Source organism: Amycolatopsis lurida, from assembly GCF_900105055.1.
Taxonomy (GTDB): domain Bacteria; phylum Actinomycetota; class Actinomycetes; order Mycobacteriales; family Pseudonocardiaceae; genus Amycolatopsis; species Amycolatopsis lurida.
On sequence record NZ_FNTA01000004.1, the window covers coordinates 4523198 to 4543187 of the forward strand.

Sequence of the window (19990 nt, forward strand, 5' to 3'; positions counted from 1 at the left end):
GCCGGAGGGCTCAGCAGTAGCCGAGCTGAGCCAGCGTGTTCACGACGATCTCGGACGGGTGGTACTTGTCCATCCAGTTGTCGCCGCGCCGCGAGGTGTAGGTGGCGAGGAAGTTGCGCAGCTTGTCGCCGCTCATCTCGGTGAGCTCGATGTTGGCGCCGATGCCGACATGCCGCTCGGTGCGGTTGCGGTGCACCGCGCACGGAAGGCCGAGGTAGCCGCATTCCTCCTGCAGGCCGCCGGAGTCGGTCACGACGTACTCGGCGCGCGCGACCAGCGGCAGGAACTTCAGGTACCGCAACTTCGGCCGGATGATGAAGCGGTCGTCGAACAGATGCTCCAGCTTGAGGGCGCGCAGCTTCTCCCGCTCCGGCGCGCCCGCCATGTACAGCACCGGCATCTTGCGGCTTTCCTCACGCAGGATCTCGAGCACCTCGCGGTACTTGTCCGGCCGGGACAGCAGCTCGAAACGGTGCAGGGTGGCGAGGCCGAACTTCTCCGGCAGGTCCTCGACCACCAGCGGCTGGCCGATGGCGAGGCGCATCGAGTCGATCGCGGTGTTCGCCTCGGTGTCGATCACGACGCCGCGGGTGTTCCGCAGGTTGTTCACCTCGCGCGACGTCGGGGCGAAGTGGATGTCGACGACCTTCGCCGCGATCTTGCGGTTCAGCTCCTCGGGCAGCGGCGACAGGATGCTGCCCGACCGCGCGCCCGCCTCGATGTGCCCGACCCGCGACTTGAGGATCCGCTTCCCGATCAGCGCGCCGTAGGGCGTGGTGAACGTGTCGCCGTGCACGAGGACCAGCGGCGGACGGCCGTCCGCGGTCAGCTCGGCACGCAGTTCTTCCCGGCGGCTCCACGCGGTGCGCAGCACCTGGGCGGCCCATCCCGGCACCTGCGCGGGCGACTCGAGATTGTGGGCCTTGTCCCGCGGCACCATCCAGAGATCGGGTTCCGGGAGGTTCAGGTCGGCCACCACGTCGGCCACCTCGTCGACGTGCTGCGCGGTGAACCAGATCTTCGGCCGCATACCGCGCTCGACGATTCCGTGGTAGACGGGCGCGATCTTGATCAGTTCCGCGGTGGTGCCGAGGATGAAGGAAATCACCGTGAGTGCCCATTCTCGAGTCGGGTGCGGTGGGCCCAAGGATACTGACCGACCCGCCGCCGGAGCTGCCGGGTAGCCTCGGCACCGTGAGTGCGAATCCGCTCGTCCCCTCGCTCAGTGTCGTGATCCCTGTCTACAACGAACAGGACTGGATCGAACGCAGTGTCGGCGCGTTGCTCGCCTCGGCCGAGGCGGCGAGCTGGCCGATCGAGGTCGTCGTCGTGGACGACGGCAGCACCGACGCCACGCCTGTGAAGCTCGAAGAGCTGCGCGAACGGCACGGCATCACCGTGCTCAGCCAGGTCAATTCGGGCCGTTTCGAGGCACGCAGCGCGGGTATCGCGAAGTCGTCCGGCGAGTGGATCGCGCTGCTCGACAGCCGCGTCATCGTCGGCTTGGGCAGTCTCACCTTCCTGCGCGAACAGCTCTCGGGCCACCCCGAGCGCGCGGTGTGGAACGGCCACATCGACGTCGCCTCCGAGAACAATCCGTACGCCGGTTTCATGGCGGGGCTCGTGAAGGTCCCTTGGCGCGCGTATTTCGCGAATCCGCGGTTGACGTCCTATGGCATCGAGGAATTCGATGTCTATCCCAAGGGGACGACATTCTTCTGCGCGCGGCGTGAACTTCTCGAAGGTTCGATCACCGCATTCGTCTCCCTCTTCGACGACATTCGCTTCGCGAGTGACGACACCCGCATGCTGCGCTGGATCGCCGAACGTGAGCGGATCTGGCTGGCTCCCGAATTCAACGCGGTCTACAACGGACGCGACTCGTTCAAGAAGTTCGCCCAGCAGGCCTACTTCCGCGGCACCACCTATGTGGACTCCTACATCGGCTCGCCCGGCCCGGCCCGCAACGCCCTGTTCGGCGCGCTGGCCGTCGGAGTGGCCGGTCTCGCCTTCGCGGCGAAGAAGCCGAAGACGACGTTGGCCGCCGGAGTGCTCGGCGCCGTCGCGGCGGGTGAAGTCGTGAAGAAGTGCGGCGCGACCGGCCCGGAGGCCAAGGCGGTCAGCAAGCTGCTGCCGGTGTTCGCCGGGGGTTTCGGTGCCGGTGTCCTGCGCGGTCTGGCCATGGCCGTCCGGGCCAGGCTCCGGCGCCGATGAGTTCCGCGGGCGTGGAGGAAGCGGGCGCGAAGGCCGGAGCGCGGAGCGGCCGCACGACGGCGGGCAGTCTCGGCGGCTCGCTGCTCGTCTCGATCGGTCTCGGCTACGTCCTGACCGTCGCCTGCCAGCGCCTGCTGCCCCCGCAGGAATACGCGGTCTTCGTCACCTTCTGGGGCCTGCTGATGGGCCTCGGCAGCACCCTTTCGCCGCTGGAACAGGAGCTGTCCCGCCAGTCGGCGGTCGCGGCACTCGACGGGGGCAGGGCAGGCCGCCCCGCGCTGCGCGCGGTCGCCGTCGGCGCGGTCGTCGCCGCGGTCTTCTCACTGGCCCTGCTGATCCCGCCGATCAACGACCGGTTGTTCCGCGGGGACTGGACGCTGGGGCTGATCGTGCTGGCCGGCGGTGTCGCCTTCGCCTTTCAGTTCGGCACCCGCGGGCTCCTGATCGGACAGCACAAGGTCAAGCCCTTCTCCCTCCTGGTGATCGCCGAACCGGCGGTACGGGCGCTCGTCCTCGGCGTGCTGTTCGTGGCCGTCGCCTACAACGTCGTCTCGCTGGCCATCGCGGTCGCCGCCGGCTCGTTCGCCTGGCTGCTGTTCGCCCGCCCGGCCCGCCGTCTGATCGACCCGCACGCGGAGGGCGACGGCTGGGGCGTCACCTCCCGCCGGATGGGCATGCTGCTGGTCGGCGCCGCGCTGACGTCCGCGGTCATCACCGGCTACCCCGCGCTGGTCGGTCTGCTGGCCCCCGGTGACGACGGCGCCAGGGTCGGCGCCCTGTTCGCCGCGCTGGTCATCGCCCGGTTGCCGCTGACCCTGATCGGACCGGTGCAGTCGCTGGTCGTGCCGTTCGTCGTCCGGCTGTCGACCACCGACGAGGGCCGGAACCGCCTGCAACGAGTGCTCGCCCTCGGCGTCGTGGCCTCGTTGGCGCTCGCCGCGCTCGGCGCCCTGGTCGGGTTGTGGCTCGGTCCGTGGGCGGTGCGGTTCGTCAGCGGCCCCGGGTACGACGTCGACGGCTGGTCGGTCGCGGGGCTGGTCTGGTCTTCGGTGGTGCTGGTGCCGATGCAGCTGCTCACGGCCGTGCTCGTGGCGAGGACGCAGGCGCGTCTCGTGCTGATCACCTGGACCGTGGTCACCGGAACGGCTTCCCTGTTCCTGCTGTTCCTGCCCGGTGACACCGTGTTCCGCGCGGTCGTCGCGCTGGCCGTGGCGCCGACGCTCGGTCTCGCGGTCGTGGTCGCGTTCGTGCTCCGCAATGCCCCGGGGACAACCTCGGGCGCCGCTGAAACGTCTTCATAGCGGCCCAGTAAGGTGCGACCCACCAGGCCGAATCGGACAGGACGGTGCCGGGCGCCGGTGAGATTGGGACAGCGAATTCGATGAACGTGCTCCTCGTTATGCTCGCGTTCTGGCTGCCGGGCCTGCTGTTCGGCGCCGCGATCCGGCTTCGAGGCTGGACACTCGCGGGTGCCGCGCCGCTGCTCACCTTCGGCGTCGTCGCGATCGGTGTCCCGGTGCTCGGCACCCTCGGTATCCGCTGGACCATGCTGAACGTGGCGCTCTGGACGCTGGTGGTGTCCGCCGTCGGCTTCGGGCTGGCTTACGCCGCGGCCAGGTACACCCGGCGGCGCCATCCCGACTGGGAAGAGGACGAGCGGCCCGCGCGCTCTGTCCGCGACCAGTTGCTCATCGGCGGCGGGGTGCTGGCCGGTCTCGTTGTCGGCGCGGTGACGTTCCTGCGCGGCAACCGGAGCCTGAACAACATCCAGCAGGACTGGGACGCGCCGTTCCACGCCAACCTGGTGCGCTGGATCGCCGAGCACGGCGACGCCCGGCCCTCGACCGTCGGCACCATCGCGAACCTGCCGAACCAGACCGACTACTTCTATCCGGACACCTATCACGCACTGCTCGCGCTGGTCTTCGGCAAGAGCGGCCTGACGATCATGCCGACGCTGAACCTGGCGGCGCTCATGGTGGTGCTGACCTTGCCGTTCGGTGTCGCGGCGATGTGCCGCGCGTGGGGGTTGCCGGTCCTCGCGACCGCCGCCGCGGCGGCCGTGTCCACCTGGTTCACCGCCTTCCCGTACGACTCGCTGTGGCGCGGTCCGCTGTGGCCGTACGTCGCCGGCGTGGCGCTCGTGCCCGCGATGCTCGCCTTGACCCGTCTGCTGATCAAACCGAAAGGGATCGCCGGGCCGGTCGCGATCGGTATCGGCGTCGCCGGGCTGGCCGGGCTGCACACCAGCCTGATCTTCGTCATCCTGGTCTACTTCGTCCTGATCCTCCTGGCGGTGCTGTTCCGTTTCGAGGCGATCGACTGGCGCCGCAGCGCGTCCTCGCTGGTGGCGACGATCGTGCTCGCGGCCGCGTTCGGCCTGCCGACGGTGCTGCCGGCGCTGTACAACGCGAGCGGGGTGACCGCCGCCTCCTGGGCGTCGGAGACCACCGTGTCCGGTGCCGTCGGGCAGACCATCACGTTCTCGCCGATGGCCGCGTTCCCCCAGTGGTGGATCGGTGTCCCGGCGATCATCGGGGTGATCCTGCTCGCCCGCCGGCGCCAGATGGTGTGGCTGGTGGGGGCTTACGTCGTGCTCGGCGGCCTGTTCGCCGCGACCGTTTCGCTCGAAACCCCGCTGATCCACACGCTGACCGGGCCGTTCTACAACGACCACTGGCGGCTCGGCGCGCTCGTCCCGCTGGCGGGGGCCGTCGGGTTCGGGGTGTTCGTGCACGCTGTGGCCGTCAAGGCCGCCGAGAAGATCGGGCAGCGGAAGCCGGGCCTCAACCCGGTCATGCTGACCGTCATCGGTGCGATCCTGATCGGGCTGGTGGTGAGCGTGCTGAGCAGGGGCGGGTACATCGGCCGCAACTCCGCCCGCGTGGCGATGCACTACGGCGACGGTCCCTCGGTCAGCAAGGGCGAGGTGGAGGCCTACAACTGGCTCGCCGCGCACACCGTGCCCGGCGAGCGCGTCATGAACAACAAGATCGACGGATCGGTGTGGCTCTACGCCCTCACCGGGGTCCAGCCGGTCGAATGGTCCAACTACGGGGCCGCGTTCTCCACGAAGGCCGGCTACCTGAGCGTGTTCTTGAACGACATCGACAAACAGCCACGTGTCCGGCAGACACTCACCGATCTGAAGGTTCGGTACGTGCTCGTCGGCAAGGGCAAGGTTTCCCCCAAACTGCAGACCCCGGTCGGTTTCGAGCGCATCGAAACTACTCCGGGTTTCAAGCGTGTCTTCCGTAACGCGGACGCGTCGATCTACGAAATCGAAGGTCAGCAAGGTGTGGTCGATTCCGGCGCGAATACCGGGGCCGACACCGCTCACGGCCAGTAAGAGGATAGAGTGATCCAGTGTCCAGTACGTCCGTGACCACCCGTCGCGTACTCATCGTGATGCCTGCTCTCAATGAGGAGGCCAGTGTCAGCTCGGTCATTTCCCAGGTCAAGAAGTCATTGCCGGGGATGGACGTGCTGGTGGTCGACGACGGTTCCGTCGACAGTACGGCCAAACTCGCCCGCGCCGCGGGTGCCGAGGTCGCGCGCCTGTCGGTCAACCTCGGCGTCGGCGGGGCGATGCGCACCGGTTTCCGGTACGCCGCCGCCCGCGGTTACGACGTCGTGGTCCAGGTGGACGCGGACGGCCAGCACGACCCCGACGAGGTCGCGGCTTTGCTGGACGGGCTGAACGACGCGGACATCGTGATCGGGTCGCGGTTCGCGGGCAAGGGCTCCTACAAGGCGAGCGGCCCGCGGAAATACGCGATGGTCGCGCTGTCCCTGGTGTTTTCGAGGCTCGGCAAGACACGGCTCACCGACGTCACCTCCGGCTTCAAGGCGATGGGCCCCCGCGCGATCAGGTTGTTCGCCGCGTATTACCCCGCCGAGTACCTCGGGGACACGGTCGAATCGCTGGTGATGGCGATCCGCGCCGAACTGAAGATCAAGGAAATCCCCGTGATCATGCGGGAGCGGGCGGGTGGCACGCCGAGCCATTCGCCGGTGAAATCGGCCGTTTATCTCGGTCGGGCCGGGCTCGCTCTGCTGCTGGCGCTCATGCGCCGTCGACCGGCTGTCGACTCGTCGGATTCGGCGTAAAGGAGCTTTCATGGCTGGCTGGCGCATTCTCAGTATCGTCATCGCCTGTTTGGTGCTGTTCGTCGTCCTCGAGATGATGCGGCGGCGGAAGCTGCGCGAGAAGTACGCGGGCGTCTGGCTCTTCCTCGCCGTCGGCGTGGTGGTGCTCGCGCTCGTTCCGCAGGCCGCCGACTTCCTCGCCGACGTCACCGGCATGCAGACGCCGTCGAACTTCGTGTTCCTGATGGCCGGTGTGGTGCTGGCCTTGGTCGCGCTGCATCTGTCGACCGAGGTCGGGCACCTCGAAGAAGAGGTCCGGACCTCCGTCGAGGAGATCGCGCTGCTCCGCTGCGAACTCGCCGACGCCCAGCGTGAGCTGGAAGAACGCGTCGCGGCACTCGAAGCCAAGACCGCGGCTCCCGACAACGTCAACGGACTCCCCGAAGTGAGCCCCGCACGCGCACGCTGATCGACGCTCTTCTCGCGGCTCCGCCGAGGCTGGGCGCCGTCCGCGTGCTGGCCGTCGACGGCCCGTCCGGCTCCGGGAAGTCCACGCTGGCCGGGAAGATCGTGGCCGAACTGGCCGGTCGCGGCGTCCGCGTGGCGCTGGTGAGCACCGACGAGTTCGCCACCTGGGACGAACCCGTTTCGTGGTGGCCGCGGCTGGAAACCGGAGTCCTGGAACCGCTGCGCGCGGGCAGGCCCGGCCGATACCGGCGGGTGGACTGGGCCAGTGGTGTCCCACTGCCGGGTGAAGAGGTCGAGATCCCGGTCCCCGGGGTGCTGGTGCTGGAAGGCGTCTCCAGCGGCCGCGCGCGGATGAGGCCTTCGTTGTCCCTGCTGACCTGGCTGGACGGCGGGAGCGAGGCCGAACGCTTGGACCGCGGTGTCGAGCGAGACGGCGAGGACTCCCGTGCGGAACTGCGGCGCTGGCAGTTGTTCGAACGAGGGTGGTTCACCGTCGACGGAACCCGGGCCGCGGCAGATCGAGTGGTCACCTCTCGTGAGTGGTACGGACGGTTCTAACCGTCCGTACCACTCACGAGACGCGACCCGATACCCGCGAATGTCCTGTTTTGTCAGTGCCCCATTGGTTGTAGTGGTGGACACCCATTTGAGTCAGTGACCCGGCACTCTGCGCGTTAGTGGTCGGGAATTGATTACACTCCGTCCGGAATTGCGGACACTTTGCGGTCGTATTGGCCGTCGTGTAGCGCGATCGTAACCTCGCGTGCTTAAGTGCGGGCTGAGTTCCCGCTAGTGTCGGCGGGCACACCGATCGTCCGTGGAGCTCGACTTTCCGACCGACCGGACGGTGCCTAAACACCGAAAATCTCCTCAAGGGGTGCCAGATGCAGCAACTGCGGGTGACCCGAGCACGCCGTGTGGCCCTGATCGGGCTTGCCGGCGCACTCGCGGTCTCCATTTCCGCCTGTGCCGAATCGAAGCGTGAAGAAGGCGCAGGGGGTGGCTCGGGAGGCACCATGGTCTTCGGGGCCGCCGGTAACCCGAAGACGTTCGACCCGCTCTTCAACGACGACGGTGAGACCTTCCGCATCATCCGCCAGATGATGGACACGCTGATCATGAACAAGCCGGGGACCGCGGACCTCGAGCCTGGTCTGGCGGAGAAGTGGGAAGGCAGCAACGAAGGCAAGACCTGGACGTTCACCCTGAAGAAGGGTGTCAAGTTCCACGACGGCACCGCGTTCAACGCGGAAGCGGTCTGCTTCAACTTCAACCGCATGTTCAACATGAAGGGCGCCGCCGCCCAGAGCCAGATGATCTACTACGGCGACGTCTTCGAGGGCTTCGCAAAGAACGAGGGCGACGCTTCCGGCGACCCGGTCTTCAAGGACTGCCAGGCCAAGGACGAGTCCACCGCCGTCCTGAACCTGAACAAGGCCAAGGGCGCCTTCCCCGCGGCCTTCACGCTGCCGTCGTTCTCGATCCAGAGCCCGGACGCGCTGAAGAAGTACAACGCCGACGCCGTCACCCAGAGCGGTGACTCGTTCTCCTACCCGGAGTACGCGCTGAAGCACCCGACCGGCACCGGCCCGTTCAAGTTCGAGAGCTGGGACCAGGCCAAGGGTGAGATCACGCTGGTCAAGGCCACCGACTCGCCGACCCAGACGGCCAAGCTCGACAAGCTGGTCTTCAAGGTCATCCCGGACGAGAACGCCCGCAAGCAGGCGCTCAAGGCCGGCGACATCCAGGGCTACGACTACCCGTCGCCCGCGGACTACGGCCTGCTGCGCAACGACGGCGAGCAGGTGCTCATCCGCCCGTCGTTCAACATCCTGTACCTGGGCATCAACCAGAAGAACAACCCGAAGCTGAAGGACCCCAAGGTCCGCCAGGCGCTGGCCTACGGTCTCAACCGTGAGCAGTTCGTGAAGTCGAAGCTCCCCGAGGGCGCCGAGACCGCGACGCAGTTCGTGCCGAAGGCGATCGACGGCTACAACGAGAACGTCACCAAGTACGACTACAACCTTCAGAAGGCGAAAGACCTGCTGAAGGAAGCCGGCGCCGAGGGCATGACGCTGAAGTTCTACTACCCGACCGAGGTCACCCGGCCGTACATGCCGAACCCGGCCGACATCTTCACCTCGCTGTCCGAGGACATGAAGGCCATGGGCATCAAGGTCGAGCCGATCGCCAAGCCGTGGAACGGTGGCTACAAGGACGACGTCCAGAAGGCGGGCAAGCACGACGTGCACCTGCTCGGCTGGACCGGTGACTACAACGACGCCGGTAACTTCGTCGGTACCTTCTTCGGCCGCGAGAAGCCGGAGTTCGGCTTCAGCGAGCCGAACCTGTTCTCGGCCATCTCGGCCGCGGACGCCGCGCCCGCCGGTGAGGCGCACACCAAGGCGTACCAGGAAGTGAACCAGAAGATCATGGAATACCTGCCCGCCATCCCGATCTCCTACGGCCCCCCGGCGATCGTCGTCGGCCCGAAGGTGAAGGGCCTGGTGGCCAGCCCGCTGACCGACGAGCGCTTCTACACCGTCACGGTCAACTGATCCACCACCACTGAGCCACCAGGGGGTGGGCGCTACCGCGCCCGCCCCCTGTGGCCCATTCCCGGGCTGGCAACAAAGGAACGCACGTGCTCCGTTTTCTCGTGCGTCGGCTGCTACAAGCGATACCGACGCTCTTGATCCTGTCCATTTTGATCTTCGCCTGGCTCCGGTCCCTGCCCGGTGGCCCCGCCGGCGCCCTCCTGGGTGACAAGGCGACCCCGGAGAAGATCGCCGACCTGAACAAGCTTCTCGGCCTCGACGATCCGATTTTCGTCCAGTACTTCAAATTCCTCGGCCGGGCGATCACCGGCGACTTCGGCAACTCGCTGGTCTCCGCCCAGCCGGTCATGTCGGAGATCGGGAACTTCCTTCCCGCCACGATCGAGCTCGGCTTCTGCGCGATGCTCATCGCGGTGGGCCTCGGCATCCCGTTCGGCTATCTGTCCGCCCGCTTCCGCGGCGGGGCCGTCGACAACGTCATCATCGTGCTCAGCCTGGTCGGCGTCGCGGTGCCGGTGTTCTTCCTCGGCTACATGATGCAGGACCTGCTGGCCGCCCCGCTGGGACTTCCCTCGCAGGGCCGTCAGATGGCGGGTCTCGACGCCACCACCGTCACCGGGTTCGCGGTCCTCGACGGCATCATCACCCAGGAATGGGACGCCGCCTGGGACGCGATCACCCACCTGATCCTCCCGGCGTTCGCGCTGGCCACGATCCCGCTCGCGGTCATCGTCCGGATCACCCGGGCTTCGGTGCTGGACGTGCTGAACGAGGACTTCATCCGCACGGCCAACTCGAAGGGCCTGACCCAGCCGATCGTCCGGCGCCGTCACGTGCTCCGCAACGGTCTGCTGCCGGTGGTCACCGTCATCGGTCTCCAGACCGGTGCGCTCCTCGGTGGCGCCGTGCTGACCGAGCGGGTGTTCAACTTCCGCGGCCTCGGCTTCCTGCTCGCCGAAGGCATCGAGCGGCGTGACTACCCACGTCTGCAGGCGCTGCTGCTGTTCGGCGCGCTGGTCTACGTGCTGGTGAACATGCTGGTCGACGTCTCGTACGGGCTCATCGACCCGAGGGTGCGTGTCCGATGAACACCTTGCTGAACAAGAAGAAGGAGCCGATCGACAAGCTCGCGGCTTCGTCGGCGAAGGGGCACAGCCTCGGTGGCGAGGCGCTGCGCCGGATGATGCGGAGCCCGGTGGCCATCACCGGCGCCGTGATCACCGGCCTGTTCCTGCTGGTGGCGATCTTCGCGCCGCTCCTGGCGCCGAAGGATCCCTACGAGCGGTATCTGCAGAGCCAGGTCATCCTCGGCCAGGGCATCATCCCGGGTGCTCAGCCCGGATTCCCGCTCGGTGTCGACGACTTCGGCCGCGACTACCTTTCGCGGCTGCTGGTCGGCGCGCAGAACACGCTGCTGGTCGGCGTGCTCGCGACGATCATCGGCGTCGTGGTCGGCATGATCATCGGTGGCCTCGCCGGTGCCTTCGGCGGCTGGGTCGACACCGTGCTGATGCGGCTCGTCGACGTCATGCTGTCCGTGCCGTCGTTGCTGCTGGCGATCTCGGTCGCCGCGCTGTTCCAGAAGCCGAGCCAGTGGACGGTGATCGTCGCGGTGTCGATGGTCAGCGTGCCGATCTTCGCGCGGTTGCTGCGCGGTTCGATGCTCGCGCAGAGAAACAGCGACCACGTGCTCGCGGCGACGTCGCTCGGCGTCAAACGCGGGGCGATCGTGTTGCGGCACATGCTGCCCAACTCGCTCGGCCCGGTCATCGTGCAGGCCACGCTGACCCTGGCGACCGCGATCCTCGAGGCGGCGGCGCTGTCGTTCCTCGGTCTCGGCGACCCGGACCCGAACCGGGCGGAATGGGGCATCATGCTGAGCCGCAGTGCTCGGCAGTTCCTCGACATCCGCCCCGAGCTGGCGTACTACCCGGCGATCGCGATCATCATCGTCGCGCTCGGGTTCACGCTGCTCGGCGAGTCCCTGCGGGAAGCCCTCGATCCGAAGAACAGGCGGTGATCTTTCATGGCTCTCCTTGAAGTACGCGACCTCAAGGTCGTTTTCTCCCGGCGCGGCGAGAAGCCGTTCACCGCGGTGGACGAGGTCAGTTTCGACGTCGAACCCGGCCAGACGGTCGGTCTCGTCGGTGAGTCCGGTTGCGGCAAGTCCGTGACCTCGCTGGCGATCATGCGGCTGCTCGCGAAACGCGGCAACCACGTCAGCGGTTCGGTGTCGTTCGAAGGCACGGATCTGCTCAGCCTGTCGGACAAGGAAATGCGGGACCGCCGCGGCCGTGACCTCGGCATGGTGTTCCAGGATCCGCTGTCCTCGCTGAACCCGGTCATCCCGATCGGGCTGCAGATCACCGAGGTGCTGGAGCGGCACCGCGGGATGTCGCGCAAGGTGGCGTCGGTGGAGGCGGCGGAACTGCTGGACAAGGTCGGCATTCCCGACCCGGCACGGCGGCTTTCCGAGTACCCGCACCAGCTTTCCGGCGGAATGCGGCAGCGCGCGCTGATCGCGATCGCGCTGGCGTGCCGTCCGCGGCTGCTCATCGCCGACGAGCCGACCACCGCGCTCGACGTGACGATCCAGGCGCAGATCCTCGCCCTGCTGCGGGAACTGGTGCAGGACACCGGGACCGCGCTGATCATGATCACGCACGACCTCGGTGTCGTCGCCGGTCTCTGCGACGAGGTCAACGTGCTCTACGGCGGCAAGATCGTCGAGCGGGCGGAGCGGCACTCGCTGTTCGCCGAGCCGCGGCATCCGTACACGCACGGCCTGCTCGCCTCGATCCCGCGGCTTGACGCGGGCCGCGGCGAGAAACTGATCCCCATCAAGGGATCCGTCTCCGACAACATCCCGTGGGACGGCGGCTGCGCCTTCGCGCCCCGCTGCCCGAACGCTCTCGGCGTGTGCCGGGAGGTTTCACCGCAGCTGACCCCCGACCGCGGTGGACTGCTGCGCTGCCACAACCCGGTGATCCCGGCCGTGGCCGCACGAGGAGGGGCCCGATGACGCACGCGGTACCGGAGCAGGAAGTGCTGCTCGAGGTCAACGACCTCAAGGTGCACTTCCCGATCAAACGCGGCATCGTGGTCGACCGGACGGTCGGATACGTGTACGCCGTGGACGGCGTCGATCTCGCCATCCGCAAGGGCGAAACCTACGGTCTGGTCGGGGAATCCGGCTGCGGGAAGTCCACTTTGGGCAGGGCGATCCTCCGGCTGACCGAACTGACGAACGGCAACGTCGTCTTCGACGGCACCGACGTCGCGGGCCTCAAGGGCGAGGACCTGCGCAAGGCCCGCCGCCGGATGCAGATGGTCTTCCAGGACCCGATGTCCTCTTTGGACCCTCGGCAGTCGGTGGAATCCATTCTGACCGAAGGAATGAAGGCGCACGGTCTCGCCAAGGACAAGGAGGCGACGGCCAAGCGGCTGCGCGAACTCCTCGCCGCCGTCGGTCTTCCGGAGTCCTCGCTGCGGAAGTATCCGCACGAGTTCTCGGGCGGCCAGCGTCAGCGCATCGGCATCGCGCGGGCGCTCGCGGTGGAGCCGGACCTGATCGTCGCCGATGAACCGGTGTCCGCGCTGGACGTCTCGGTGCAGGCGCAGGTGGTCAACCTCCTGGAGGATCTGCAGGAGAAGCTCGGGCTCACGTACCTGGTGATCGCGCACGACCTCGCGGTGGTGCGGCACATCTCCGACCGGATCGGCGTGATGTACCTCGGCTCGCTGGTCGAAGAGGCCGACGCCGACACGCTGTACGAGAACCCGCTGCACCCGTACACGCGGGCGCTGCTCTCGGCGATCCCCGTGCCGGACCCCGAGGTGGAGGACAACCGGGAGCAGATCCTGCTCGCGGGTGACCTGCCCTCGCCGGCGCGGCCGCCGTCCGGCTGCCGGTTCCACACGCGATGCCCGTGGAAGCAGCAGAGCCTGTGCGACACCGACCGTCCGCAGCTGCGGGAGATCGGCGCCGGGCACCGGGTCGCCTGCCACTACGCGGAGGACATCCGCGACGGGCGGATCAAACCGCACGAGGTCGAGGCGGAACTGGTCCGGGACCTGAACCCCGATGAGGGCGACCTGCCGGACATCGGCTCGGCGGTCGAGATCCTCTAGCCCCAGCTCGGTGAAGTACGTGAAGGCCCCCTTCATTGCGCTAGACGCAGTGAAGGGGGCCTTCACATACTCGGCCGCATTTAGATGACTGATTGCGTGCGGTCGGCGTGCTTGGCCGTGTTGCGAAAGCCACTTTCGCAACCTTCAACGTTGCGAAAGTGGCTTTCGCAACACCCGCCCCGGCGACGAAGCCTTCAACCCAGCCCGCATCCAGAGGACTGAAGGCATGGGCGAGGCACCATGTCTGGCCGCATTTGGTGGACTCAATGCGGCAGGTGCTTGACCGGCGCGGAAGGGCGTGATCGGGCAGACTCGGTGTCATGCGGGTCACAGTGCTGGGAGCGTCGGGGCGGACGGGGATCCACGTGGTCCGGTTTCTGCGGGGGCGTGGTCATCAGGTGCGGGCGGGGCTGCGCAGCCGCCGCCGCGCGGAGGAGGTCGCCGGCCTCGGCGCCGAAACCGTCGTCGCGGACGTCACCGCCGACGCGGAAGACCTCGTCGAGGCTCTCGCCGGTTCCGAAGTGGTGATCAACGCGATCGGCGCGCCCGATCCCGATCAGGCCTCGGTCGACCTCGTCGACCGCGACGGCGTGATCACCGCGATCCGCGCCGCCGAGAAGGCGGGTGTCTCGCGGTTCGTGCAGCTTTCCGCGCAGTTCGCGGATTCGCCGGACCAAGGCGATCGCCTGGTGAGGTCGATCCTGATGGCGAAGCAGATCTCCGACAGCGTCCTGCGGCGCTCCAGCCTGAACTGGACGATCGTCCGGCCCGGCACGCTCACCGACGACCAGCCCACCGGTCACGTCAAGATCGCCGGCCATCTCGAACCGGGCCGCGTCTCCCGCGCGGACGTCGCCGCCGTCCTGGTCGCCACGTTGGAGGAGCCGCTCGTCGAGAACCAGGGTTTCGACGTCATCGGCGGCGAGATCCCGATCCCCACGGCGCTGGCTTCGTTCAGCTGAGCGCTTTCTTGCGCTCCCGCGCCGCACGCAGGTTCGCGACGTTCCCGCAGGTGCGCACGTCGTGCCAGACGCCGCTGTTGTTGCGGGAGACGTCGTAGAACGCCGAACGGCAGCCGTCGAGACGGCACAGTTTCAGCCGCGGCCAGATCCCGGCCTGCTGCGCGAGCAGCGTTTCCGTCCACAGGGCCGACGCGAGCCACTGCCGTCCGGTGCCGGACGGAAACAGCCGGACGACACCGTCCCGCAGCGTCAGATCCGCCTTGACCGGCTTGCCGAAGTCCGCCTCCTCGCCGTTCACGAGCGAAACGAACGACTCTCGCAGGTCGCGAAGCGCGCGAAGGTCGCCTGGCCCCAGCGTGATCTCGGGTACCTCCGCGTCCCGGGCGCGCGACCATTCCGCCAGCGCCTCGGCGGCCCAAGGGCGCGTCAGGTCGGCGTCGCTCAGCAGGTCGAGGCCGTACGTCTTGATCGCCTTCGTGTTGAGGAAGTCCTGAACGAGCGCCAGCCCCGAGGGGGCGGTGCGTAACCGGTATCGGTCCGTCGCGGTCCATGACATAGGTCAAGCGTACTTGACTCTGTCGGGTCGCGTCGCCATGCTGACGACAGAGGTAAAAGTCGAACACTTCTGTCAAGGGAGCACAGTCATGACCTCCATCGAAGGCGCCGTCGTCCTGGTCACCGGCGGGCAGCGGGGACTCGGCAAGGCGTTCGTCACCGAACTGCTCGACCGCGGCGCCGCCAAGGTCTACGCGACCGCCAGGTCGCCGCGTGCGGAGACCGACCCGCGGATCGTCGCGCTCCCGCTCGACGTCACCGATCCGGAATCCGTCCGCGCACTGGCGGAGAAGGCGGGCGACGCCACGATCGTCTTCAACAACGCCGGGGTCCTCGGCCTCGGTTCGCTGCTCACCGAAGACGTCGACGCGCACCGCCCGGTCTTCGAAACGAACGTCTTCGGCGCACTGCGCATCGCGCAAGCGTTTGCGCCGCGGCTCAAGGACGGCGGAGCGCTGGTCAACGTGCACTCGATCCTGTCGTGGGCGGCGGGTTCGGGTTCCTATGGCGCGTCGAAGGCCGCGTTCTGGTCGCTCACCAATTCGCTCCGCATCGAGTTCGCCGAGCAGGGCACCCACGTCGTCGGCGTCCACCTCGCCTACACCGACACCGACATGACCCAGGGGCTCGACATCCCCAAGAACGACCCACGCGACGTCGCCCGCCAGGTCGTCGACGGGCTGGAGAAGGGCGAGACCGAGGTGCTCACCGACGACCTCACCCGGCACGTCAAGGCCGCGCTGTCCGGCCCGGTCGAGCACCTCGGCACGAGCCGAATCGGCGCCTAGAAAACGATTGGCGTGCGGCTTCGCGCCCGAGGTAGGTTCGCCGCCATGTGTGCTTCCGCGTTCACCAGGACCCGCCGCGCCTAGCGGCGGATCCCCAGCGTCCAGCAAGGAACCGCCGCCCGAGCGAGCCATCGCCGGGCCTGCCTCGTGCTGCCCGGCTCACCTCGAAGCCGCGGAGATCCCTTGCGCACACAGCGTCCTGGCCGTCACGAACTCGGCCAGAACTTCCTCATCGACCGGAACACCATCGAAACCGTCGTGCAGCTCGTCGACGGCACGGACGGGCCGATCATCGAATTCGGCACGGGCGACGGCGCGCTGACCTTGCCGCTGGAACGGCTCGGCAGGCCACTGACCGGCATCGAGATCGACGACCGTCGCGCCGCCCGGCTGGCGGGCCGCGTCCGGCCGTCCACGGAGATCGTCACCGCGGACTACCTGCGGTTCCCCCTGCCGCGGACGCCACACGTACTGGTCGGCAATCTGCCGTTCCATCTCACCACCGCGACACTGCGCCACGTCCTCGCCGCTCCCGGCTGGACGGACGCCGTCCTCCTCATGCAGTGGGAGGTGGCGCGCCGCCGGGCCGGAGTCGGCGGCGCGACCATGATGACCGCGCAGTGGTGGCCGTGGTTCGACTTCCGGCTGGCGGGCCGGGTGCCCGCCACCGCGTTCCGCCCGAGGCCCGGCGTCGACGGCGGTCTGCTCACCATGACCCGCCGCGAGCGTCCGCTCGTCGAAGCCGCGGATCGTGTGCGGTACCAGGATTTCGTGCGGCGGGTCTTCACCTGTCCCGGCAAGGAAATCGTGCCCAAACGCCTTACCGCACACCAGTGGGCTGAGGCGTTTCGGCTTCGGCGAGGAAGTCCGGCTCGCGCACGCGGCGTTTCGTCGAACCGAACAGGACGCCGCCGATGACCACGGCCGCGGCGAGGATCTCCACCAGTGAAGGGCGTTCGTCGAGGACCAGGAACGCCATCGACAGTCCGACCACCGGCACCAGCAGTGAGAACGGCGCGACCACGCCCGCCGGGTTGCGGCGCATCAGCGACGTCCAGATCCCGGAGCCGGCGATCGTGCCGAAGAGCACCACGTAGGCCAGGCCGCCGAGGCCGATCAGGCCCGTGGTGGTGCCGAGCGTGCTCAGCGAGTGCCCGATCTCGGCGGGGCCCTCCAGGACCAGCGACAGCGCGAACATCGGCAGCGGCGGCACCACCGACATCCAGAGGACGAAGTTCAGCGGGTTGTCCGGTGCCGCCTGCCGGGTGCTCAGGTTGCCGAACGCCCAGCTCAAGGCGCCGAGCAGGGTCAGGATCACCGGCAGCAGGGCGGCGTTCCCGGCCTGCTGCCAGGCGATCGTCGCCATCCCGGCGACGGCGAGCAGGATGCCGGTGAGCTGCCGCCCGGACACGCGTTCGCGCAGGAAGACGGCGCCGAGCAGGACGGTGAACGGGGCCGACGCCTGCAGTACCAGCGACGCGAGCCCGGTCGGCATGCCGGTGTCCATCGCGATGAAGAGGAACACGAATTGCCCGGTGCCGAAGCCCAGCCCGTAGCCGAGCAGGTGGCGGATCTTCACCTTCGGCCACGGCACGAACAGGATCGTCGGGATGGCGATGACCGCGAAGCGCAGCCCGCCGGCGAAGACGGGCGGGAACTGGCCGAGGGTGGCGTGGATGGCGAGGAAGTTGCAACCCCAGAGGACGGCGACGAGCAGGGCGAGCAGGCGATCGCGGGCGGGCATGTCTTCACTCTTACGGGGAACGACCCTTTAGGACCAGCGAGAATATTTGCAGCGATCGTTCAGTTCAGCTTCACATATGCTGGCGGTATGGACATCGGCCGGTTGCGGACCCTGCGGGAATTCGCCGATCGCGGCAGCGTGACGGCGGCCGCGAAGGCGTTGCACTGCACGCCGTCCGCGGTTTCCCAGCAGCTGCGCGCCTTGCAGAGTGACGTCGGTCTCGCGCTGACGGAACCCGCCGGCCGGGGCCTGCGGCTGACCGACGCCGGCCGCGCGCTGGTCGCCCGCGCGGACGACGTGCTCGCCGCCCTCGACCGCGCGGAGTCCGAATTGGACACTTATCGCAGCGCCCCGCGCGGCAGGGTGCGGGTGGCGATCTTCCAGTCGGCCGGGCTGATGCTGCTGCCCGGGCTGCTGCACCGGACGGCGGAGTTCGACGGGCTGGACGTCATCGTGCGCGACGTCGACATGACCCCGCCGGAGGTTCCCGGGCTCGTCGCGGATTACGACATCGTGGTGGCGCACCGGGACGAGCACGCGCCGTCGCTCGGCTCGGACCGGCTGGAGACGCGGCATCTGCTGCGTGAACCGCTGGACGTCGCGCTCCCCGCCGGGCACCGGCTCGCGAAGCGGCGCCGCATCGAGCTGGCCGAACTTGCCGACGAACGCTGGATCAGCGTCAACGCGGGGTTCCCGGTGGACGACATCCTCCAGTCGCTGATCATCCGCACCGGCGTGCGCCCGCAGGTCGTCCAGCGGATCAACGACTTCCGCATCACCGAACGGCTCGTCGCCGCCGGGCACGGGATCGCGCTGCTGCCTCGGTACACAATGGACACTCGGCGCGGCAGTGGCCTCGTCTGCCGCCCGCTCGCCGGGATCAAGGCGGCGCGGCACGTCGAGGCGGTCTACCGGCTCGGGGCGTCTTCCCGGCCGGCGGTGGCGAAGGTGCTCGACGCGCTCGCCGACGAGGTCGCGGTGCTCACGGGCGAGCGTGACTCTTCAGGTGGTCCAACGCGATCTGGAGCGCGTCGGCGATCGGCGTGACGTCATGGCGCAGGTGGGCCATCAGCAGACCGCCTTGGACGCAGCTCATCGCGGCCTGCGCGAGCCTGGCCGGGTCGGCGTCCGCGGCGAGTTTTCCCTGTTCCCGCAACGATTCCAGCCCACGCTGGAGATGTGACTCCCATTCGCGGTAAGCCTTGTCCAGCAGCGGCGCCATCTTCGGGTCGTCGCCGAGTTCGCCGGTGAGGTTGCCCAGCGGGCAGGCGATCGGTCCCTTGGGCGTGGTCTGGATGGCCAGGATCTCGCTCGCCCACTGGTCGAAATCGGCCCAGTCGTGCAGCTCGAAGATGGTCGGCTGGTTGCCGAGGATGTTTTCGAGGAAGCGGGCGATGACCGCCTCGACGAGCTGATCCTTGTTCTTGAAGTAGTGGTACATCTGCGATTTCCCGGCGCCGCTCGCCGCGAGCACCTTGTCGACGCTCGTCCCGGCGACGCCGTTGACGTACATCAGTTCCGCCGCCGCGTCGACGATCGCGTCCCTCGTCATCCGCCCCTGCGGGGTCTTCGCCGGTTGACCGCTCATGTACCGAATAGTACAGTCGGCTTTACTGTACCGATCAGTACAACCACAAGGAGCTGACCATGGGGGATCTCAACACCGACCTCGCCGAGCTGCGGGAATCCGTCGCGAACCACGTTCCGGCCGAGGTCGCCGAGGTGCTCAAGGCCGACCGGGCGGCGTTCGTGGGGGTGGTCGCCGAGGCGGCCGCGAAGCCGGAAACGGCCATGCCGGACCTCGCGCTGCCGGACGCCGGAGGCGAGCAGGTTCGGGTCGCGGACGGGCCCGCGGTTGTGGTGTTCTACCGCGGCGCGTGGTGTCCGTACTGCAACCTGGCTCTACGCACGTATCAGCAGGAATTGTTGCCGGAGCTGGAGAACCTGGGCGTGAAGCTGGTCGCGGTCAGCCCGCAGCTCCCGGACGATTCGCTGTCCACGAAGGAGCTCGAATTCACCGTGCTGTCCGATGTGGACAACGAGCTCGGCCGCGCGCTCGGCATCACGTTCCGGCTGGCTTCGGAGACGAAGCCGGCTTTCGACACGCTCATCGGCGACGTCGAGAAGATCAACGGGGCGGCGGAATGGGAGCTGCCCTATCCGACCGTCCTGGTCGTGGACGGCGAGGGTGTCATCCGGTACATCGACGTGCACCCGGATTACACGACGCGCACCGATCCGGCCGACGTCCTGGCCGCCGTGAAGGCGCTCTAGGAGCCACCTTCCGCGGTCTTTAGGCGTAACTCACGTGCTTGGACGCGTAACTCGCGTGATTGGAGGCGTTCCGGCCCCGAACACGCGAGATACGCCTTCAGGCACGCGAGTTACGGCTCCGATCACGCGAGTTACGGCAAAGCCTGAAAAGCCGGGAAGGCCTCCATCCCTACCCTCAAGGTAGTGAAGGAGGCCTTCACGGAACGG

20 protein-coding genes are annotated in these 19990 nt (G+C 67.9%); 16 read left to right on the forward strand and 4 right to left on the reverse strand.

Features of this window, described 5'->3' with window-relative positions; all coding sequences use genetic code 11:
• Window positions 1-10: 10 nt before the first annotated feature.
• A complete protein-coding gene (locus BLW75_RS26675; RefSeq protein WP_034314598.1) occupies window positions 11-1108 on the reverse strand; it encodes a UDP-N-acetylglucosamine 2-epimerase in 1098 nt (365 codons plus the stop codon).
• 86 nt (window positions 1109-1194) lie between these two features.
• On the opposite strand from BLW75_RS26675, the gene BLW75_RS26680 reads away from it, so the two are divergent.
• The 12 genes from BLW75_RS26680 (at window position 1195) to BLW75_RS26735 (ending at window position 14422) form a co-directional block, all read left to right on the forward strand.
• Window positions 1195-2214: a glycosyltransferase family 2 protein gene (locus BLW75_RS26680; protein ID WP_034314823.1), complete on the forward strand. Its 1020-nt coding sequence runs from the start codon at window positions 1195-1197 to the stop codon at window positions 2212-2214.
• Window positions 2211-3515 carry a lipopolysaccharide biosynthesis protein gene (locus BLW75_RS26685; RefSeq protein ID WP_034314599.1) on the forward strand — a complete coding sequence of 435 codons (1305 nt, stop codon included), beginning with the start codon at window positions 2211-2213 and terminating at the stop codon, window positions 3513-3515. The genes BLW75_RS26680 and BLW75_RS26685 overlap by 4 nt, the downstream gene beginning before the upstream one ends.
• 80 nt (window positions 3516-3595) lie before the next feature.
• Window positions 3596-5563, forward strand: a complete 1968-nt coding sequence (locus tag BLW75_RS26690; RefSeq protein WP_034314602.1) for a DUF6541 family protein — start codon at window positions 3596-3598, stop codon at window positions 5561-5563.
• 59 nt (window positions 5564-5622) lie between these two features.
• Window positions 5623-6324, forward strand: a complete 702-nt coding sequence (locus BLW75_RS26695) for a glycosyltransferase family 2 protein (RefSeq protein WP_091599952.1) — start codon at window positions 5623-5625, stop codon at window positions 6322-6324.
• Window positions 6325-6334: 10 nt separating this feature from the next.
• Window positions 6335-6772, forward strand: a complete 438-nt coding sequence (locus BLW75_RS26700) for a DUF2304 domain-containing protein (protein ID WP_034314607.1) — start codon at window positions 6335-6337, stop codon at window positions 6770-6772.
• On the forward strand, window positions 6769-7329 hold the full coding sequence (locus tag BLW75_RS26705) for a uridine kinase family protein (RefSeq protein WP_091598372.1): 561 nt from the start codon (window positions 6769-6771) through the stop codon (window positions 7327-7329). The genes BLW75_RS26700 and BLW75_RS26705 overlap by 4 nt, the downstream gene beginning before the upstream one ends.
• 326 nt (window positions 7330-7655) lie before the next feature.
• Complete coding sequence (locus tag BLW75_RS26710) at window positions 7656-9329, forward strand: ABC transporter substrate-binding protein (RefSeq protein ID WP_449500954.1); 1674 nt, start codon at window positions 7656-7658, stop codon at window positions 9327-9329.
• 86 nt (window positions 9330-9415) lie between these two features.
• Window positions 9416-10417, forward strand: coding sequence for an ABC transporter permease (locus BLW75_RS26715; protein ID WP_034314613.1), 1002 nt, complete (start codon window positions 9416-9418; stop codon window positions 10415-10417).
• Window positions 10414-11349 carry an ABC transporter permease gene (locus BLW75_RS26720; protein WP_034314615.1) on the forward strand — a complete coding sequence of 312 codons (936 nt, stop codon included), beginning with the start codon at window positions 10414-10416 and terminating at the stop codon, window positions 11347-11349. The genes BLW75_RS26715 and BLW75_RS26720 overlap by 4 nt, the downstream gene beginning before the upstream one ends.
• A 6-nt stretch (window positions 11350-11355) precedes the next feature.
• Entirely contained in the window at window positions 11356-12351 is a 996-nt protein-coding gene (locus BLW75_RS26725; RefSeq protein ID WP_034314618.1) for an ABC transporter ATP-binding protein, read from the forward strand.
• Entirely contained in the window at window positions 12348-13460 is a 1113-nt protein-coding gene (locus tag BLW75_RS26730; RefSeq protein WP_034314620.1) for an ABC transporter ATP-binding protein, read from the forward strand. The genes BLW75_RS26725 and BLW75_RS26730 overlap by 4 nt, the downstream gene beginning before the upstream one ends.
• Before the next feature lie 320 nt (window positions 13461-13780).
• A complete protein-coding gene (locus tag BLW75_RS26735) occupies window positions 13781-14422 on the forward strand; it encodes an SDR family oxidoreductase (RefSeq protein WP_034314623.1) in 642 nt (213 codons plus the stop codon).
• Here the strand turns inward: BLW75_RS26735 and BLW75_RS26740 are convergent.
• Window positions 14415-14978 (reverse strand): CGNR zinc finger domain-containing protein, encoded by a 564-nt coding sequence (locus BLW75_RS26740; RefSeq protein WP_034314625.1) that lies wholly within the window; start codon window positions 14976-14978, stop codon window positions 14415-14417. The two genes, BLW75_RS26735 and BLW75_RS26740, sit on opposite strands and share 8 nt — an antisense overlap.
• An 88-nt stretch (window positions 14979-15066) precedes the next feature.
• On the opposite strand from BLW75_RS26740, the gene BLW75_RS26745 reads away from it, so the two are divergent.
• Complete coding sequence (locus BLW75_RS26745; RefSeq protein WP_034314628.1) at window positions 15067-15765, forward strand: SDR family oxidoreductase; 699 nt, start codon at window positions 15067-15069, stop codon at window positions 15763-15765.
• A 183-nt stretch (window positions 15766-15948) separates the two neighbouring features.
• Entirely contained in the window at window positions 15949-16683 is a 735-nt protein-coding gene (erm, locus tag BLW75_RS26750) for a 23S ribosomal RNA methyltransferase Erm (RefSeq protein ID WP_034314630.1), read from the forward strand.
• Here the strand turns inward: erm and BLW75_RS26755 are convergent.
• On the reverse strand, window positions 16586-17509 hold the full coding sequence (locus BLW75_RS26755; protein ID WP_034314633.1) for an EamA family transporter: 924 nt from the start codon (window positions 17507-17509) through the stop codon (window positions 16586-16588). The two genes, erm and BLW75_RS26755, sit on opposite strands and share 98 nt — an antisense overlap.
• 87 nt (window positions 17510-17596) lie before the next feature.
• On the opposite strand from BLW75_RS26755, the gene BLW75_RS26760 reads away from it, so the two are divergent.
• A complete protein-coding gene (locus BLW75_RS26760; RefSeq protein ID WP_034314636.1) occupies window positions 17597-18556 on the forward strand; it encodes a LysR family transcriptional regulator in 960 nt (319 codons plus the stop codon).
• Here the strand turns inward: BLW75_RS26760 and BLW75_RS26765 are convergent.
• Window positions 18492-19097 (reverse strand): TetR/AcrR family transcriptional regulator, encoded by a 606-nt coding sequence (locus tag BLW75_RS26765; RefSeq protein ID WP_034314638.1) that lies wholly within the window; start codon window positions 19095-19097, stop codon window positions 18492-18494. The genes BLW75_RS26760 and BLW75_RS26765 overlap by 65 nt on opposite strands.
• A 59-nt stretch (window positions 19098-19156) precedes the next feature.
• Here BLW75_RS26765 and BLW75_RS26770 point away from each other — a divergent pair, with 59 nt between their 5' ends.
• Window positions 19157-19783: a peroxiredoxin-like family protein gene (locus BLW75_RS26770; protein WP_091598379.1), complete on the forward strand. Its 627-nt coding sequence runs from the start codon at window positions 19157-19159 to the stop codon at window positions 19781-19783.
• Window positions 19784-19990: the final 207 nt, after the last annotated feature.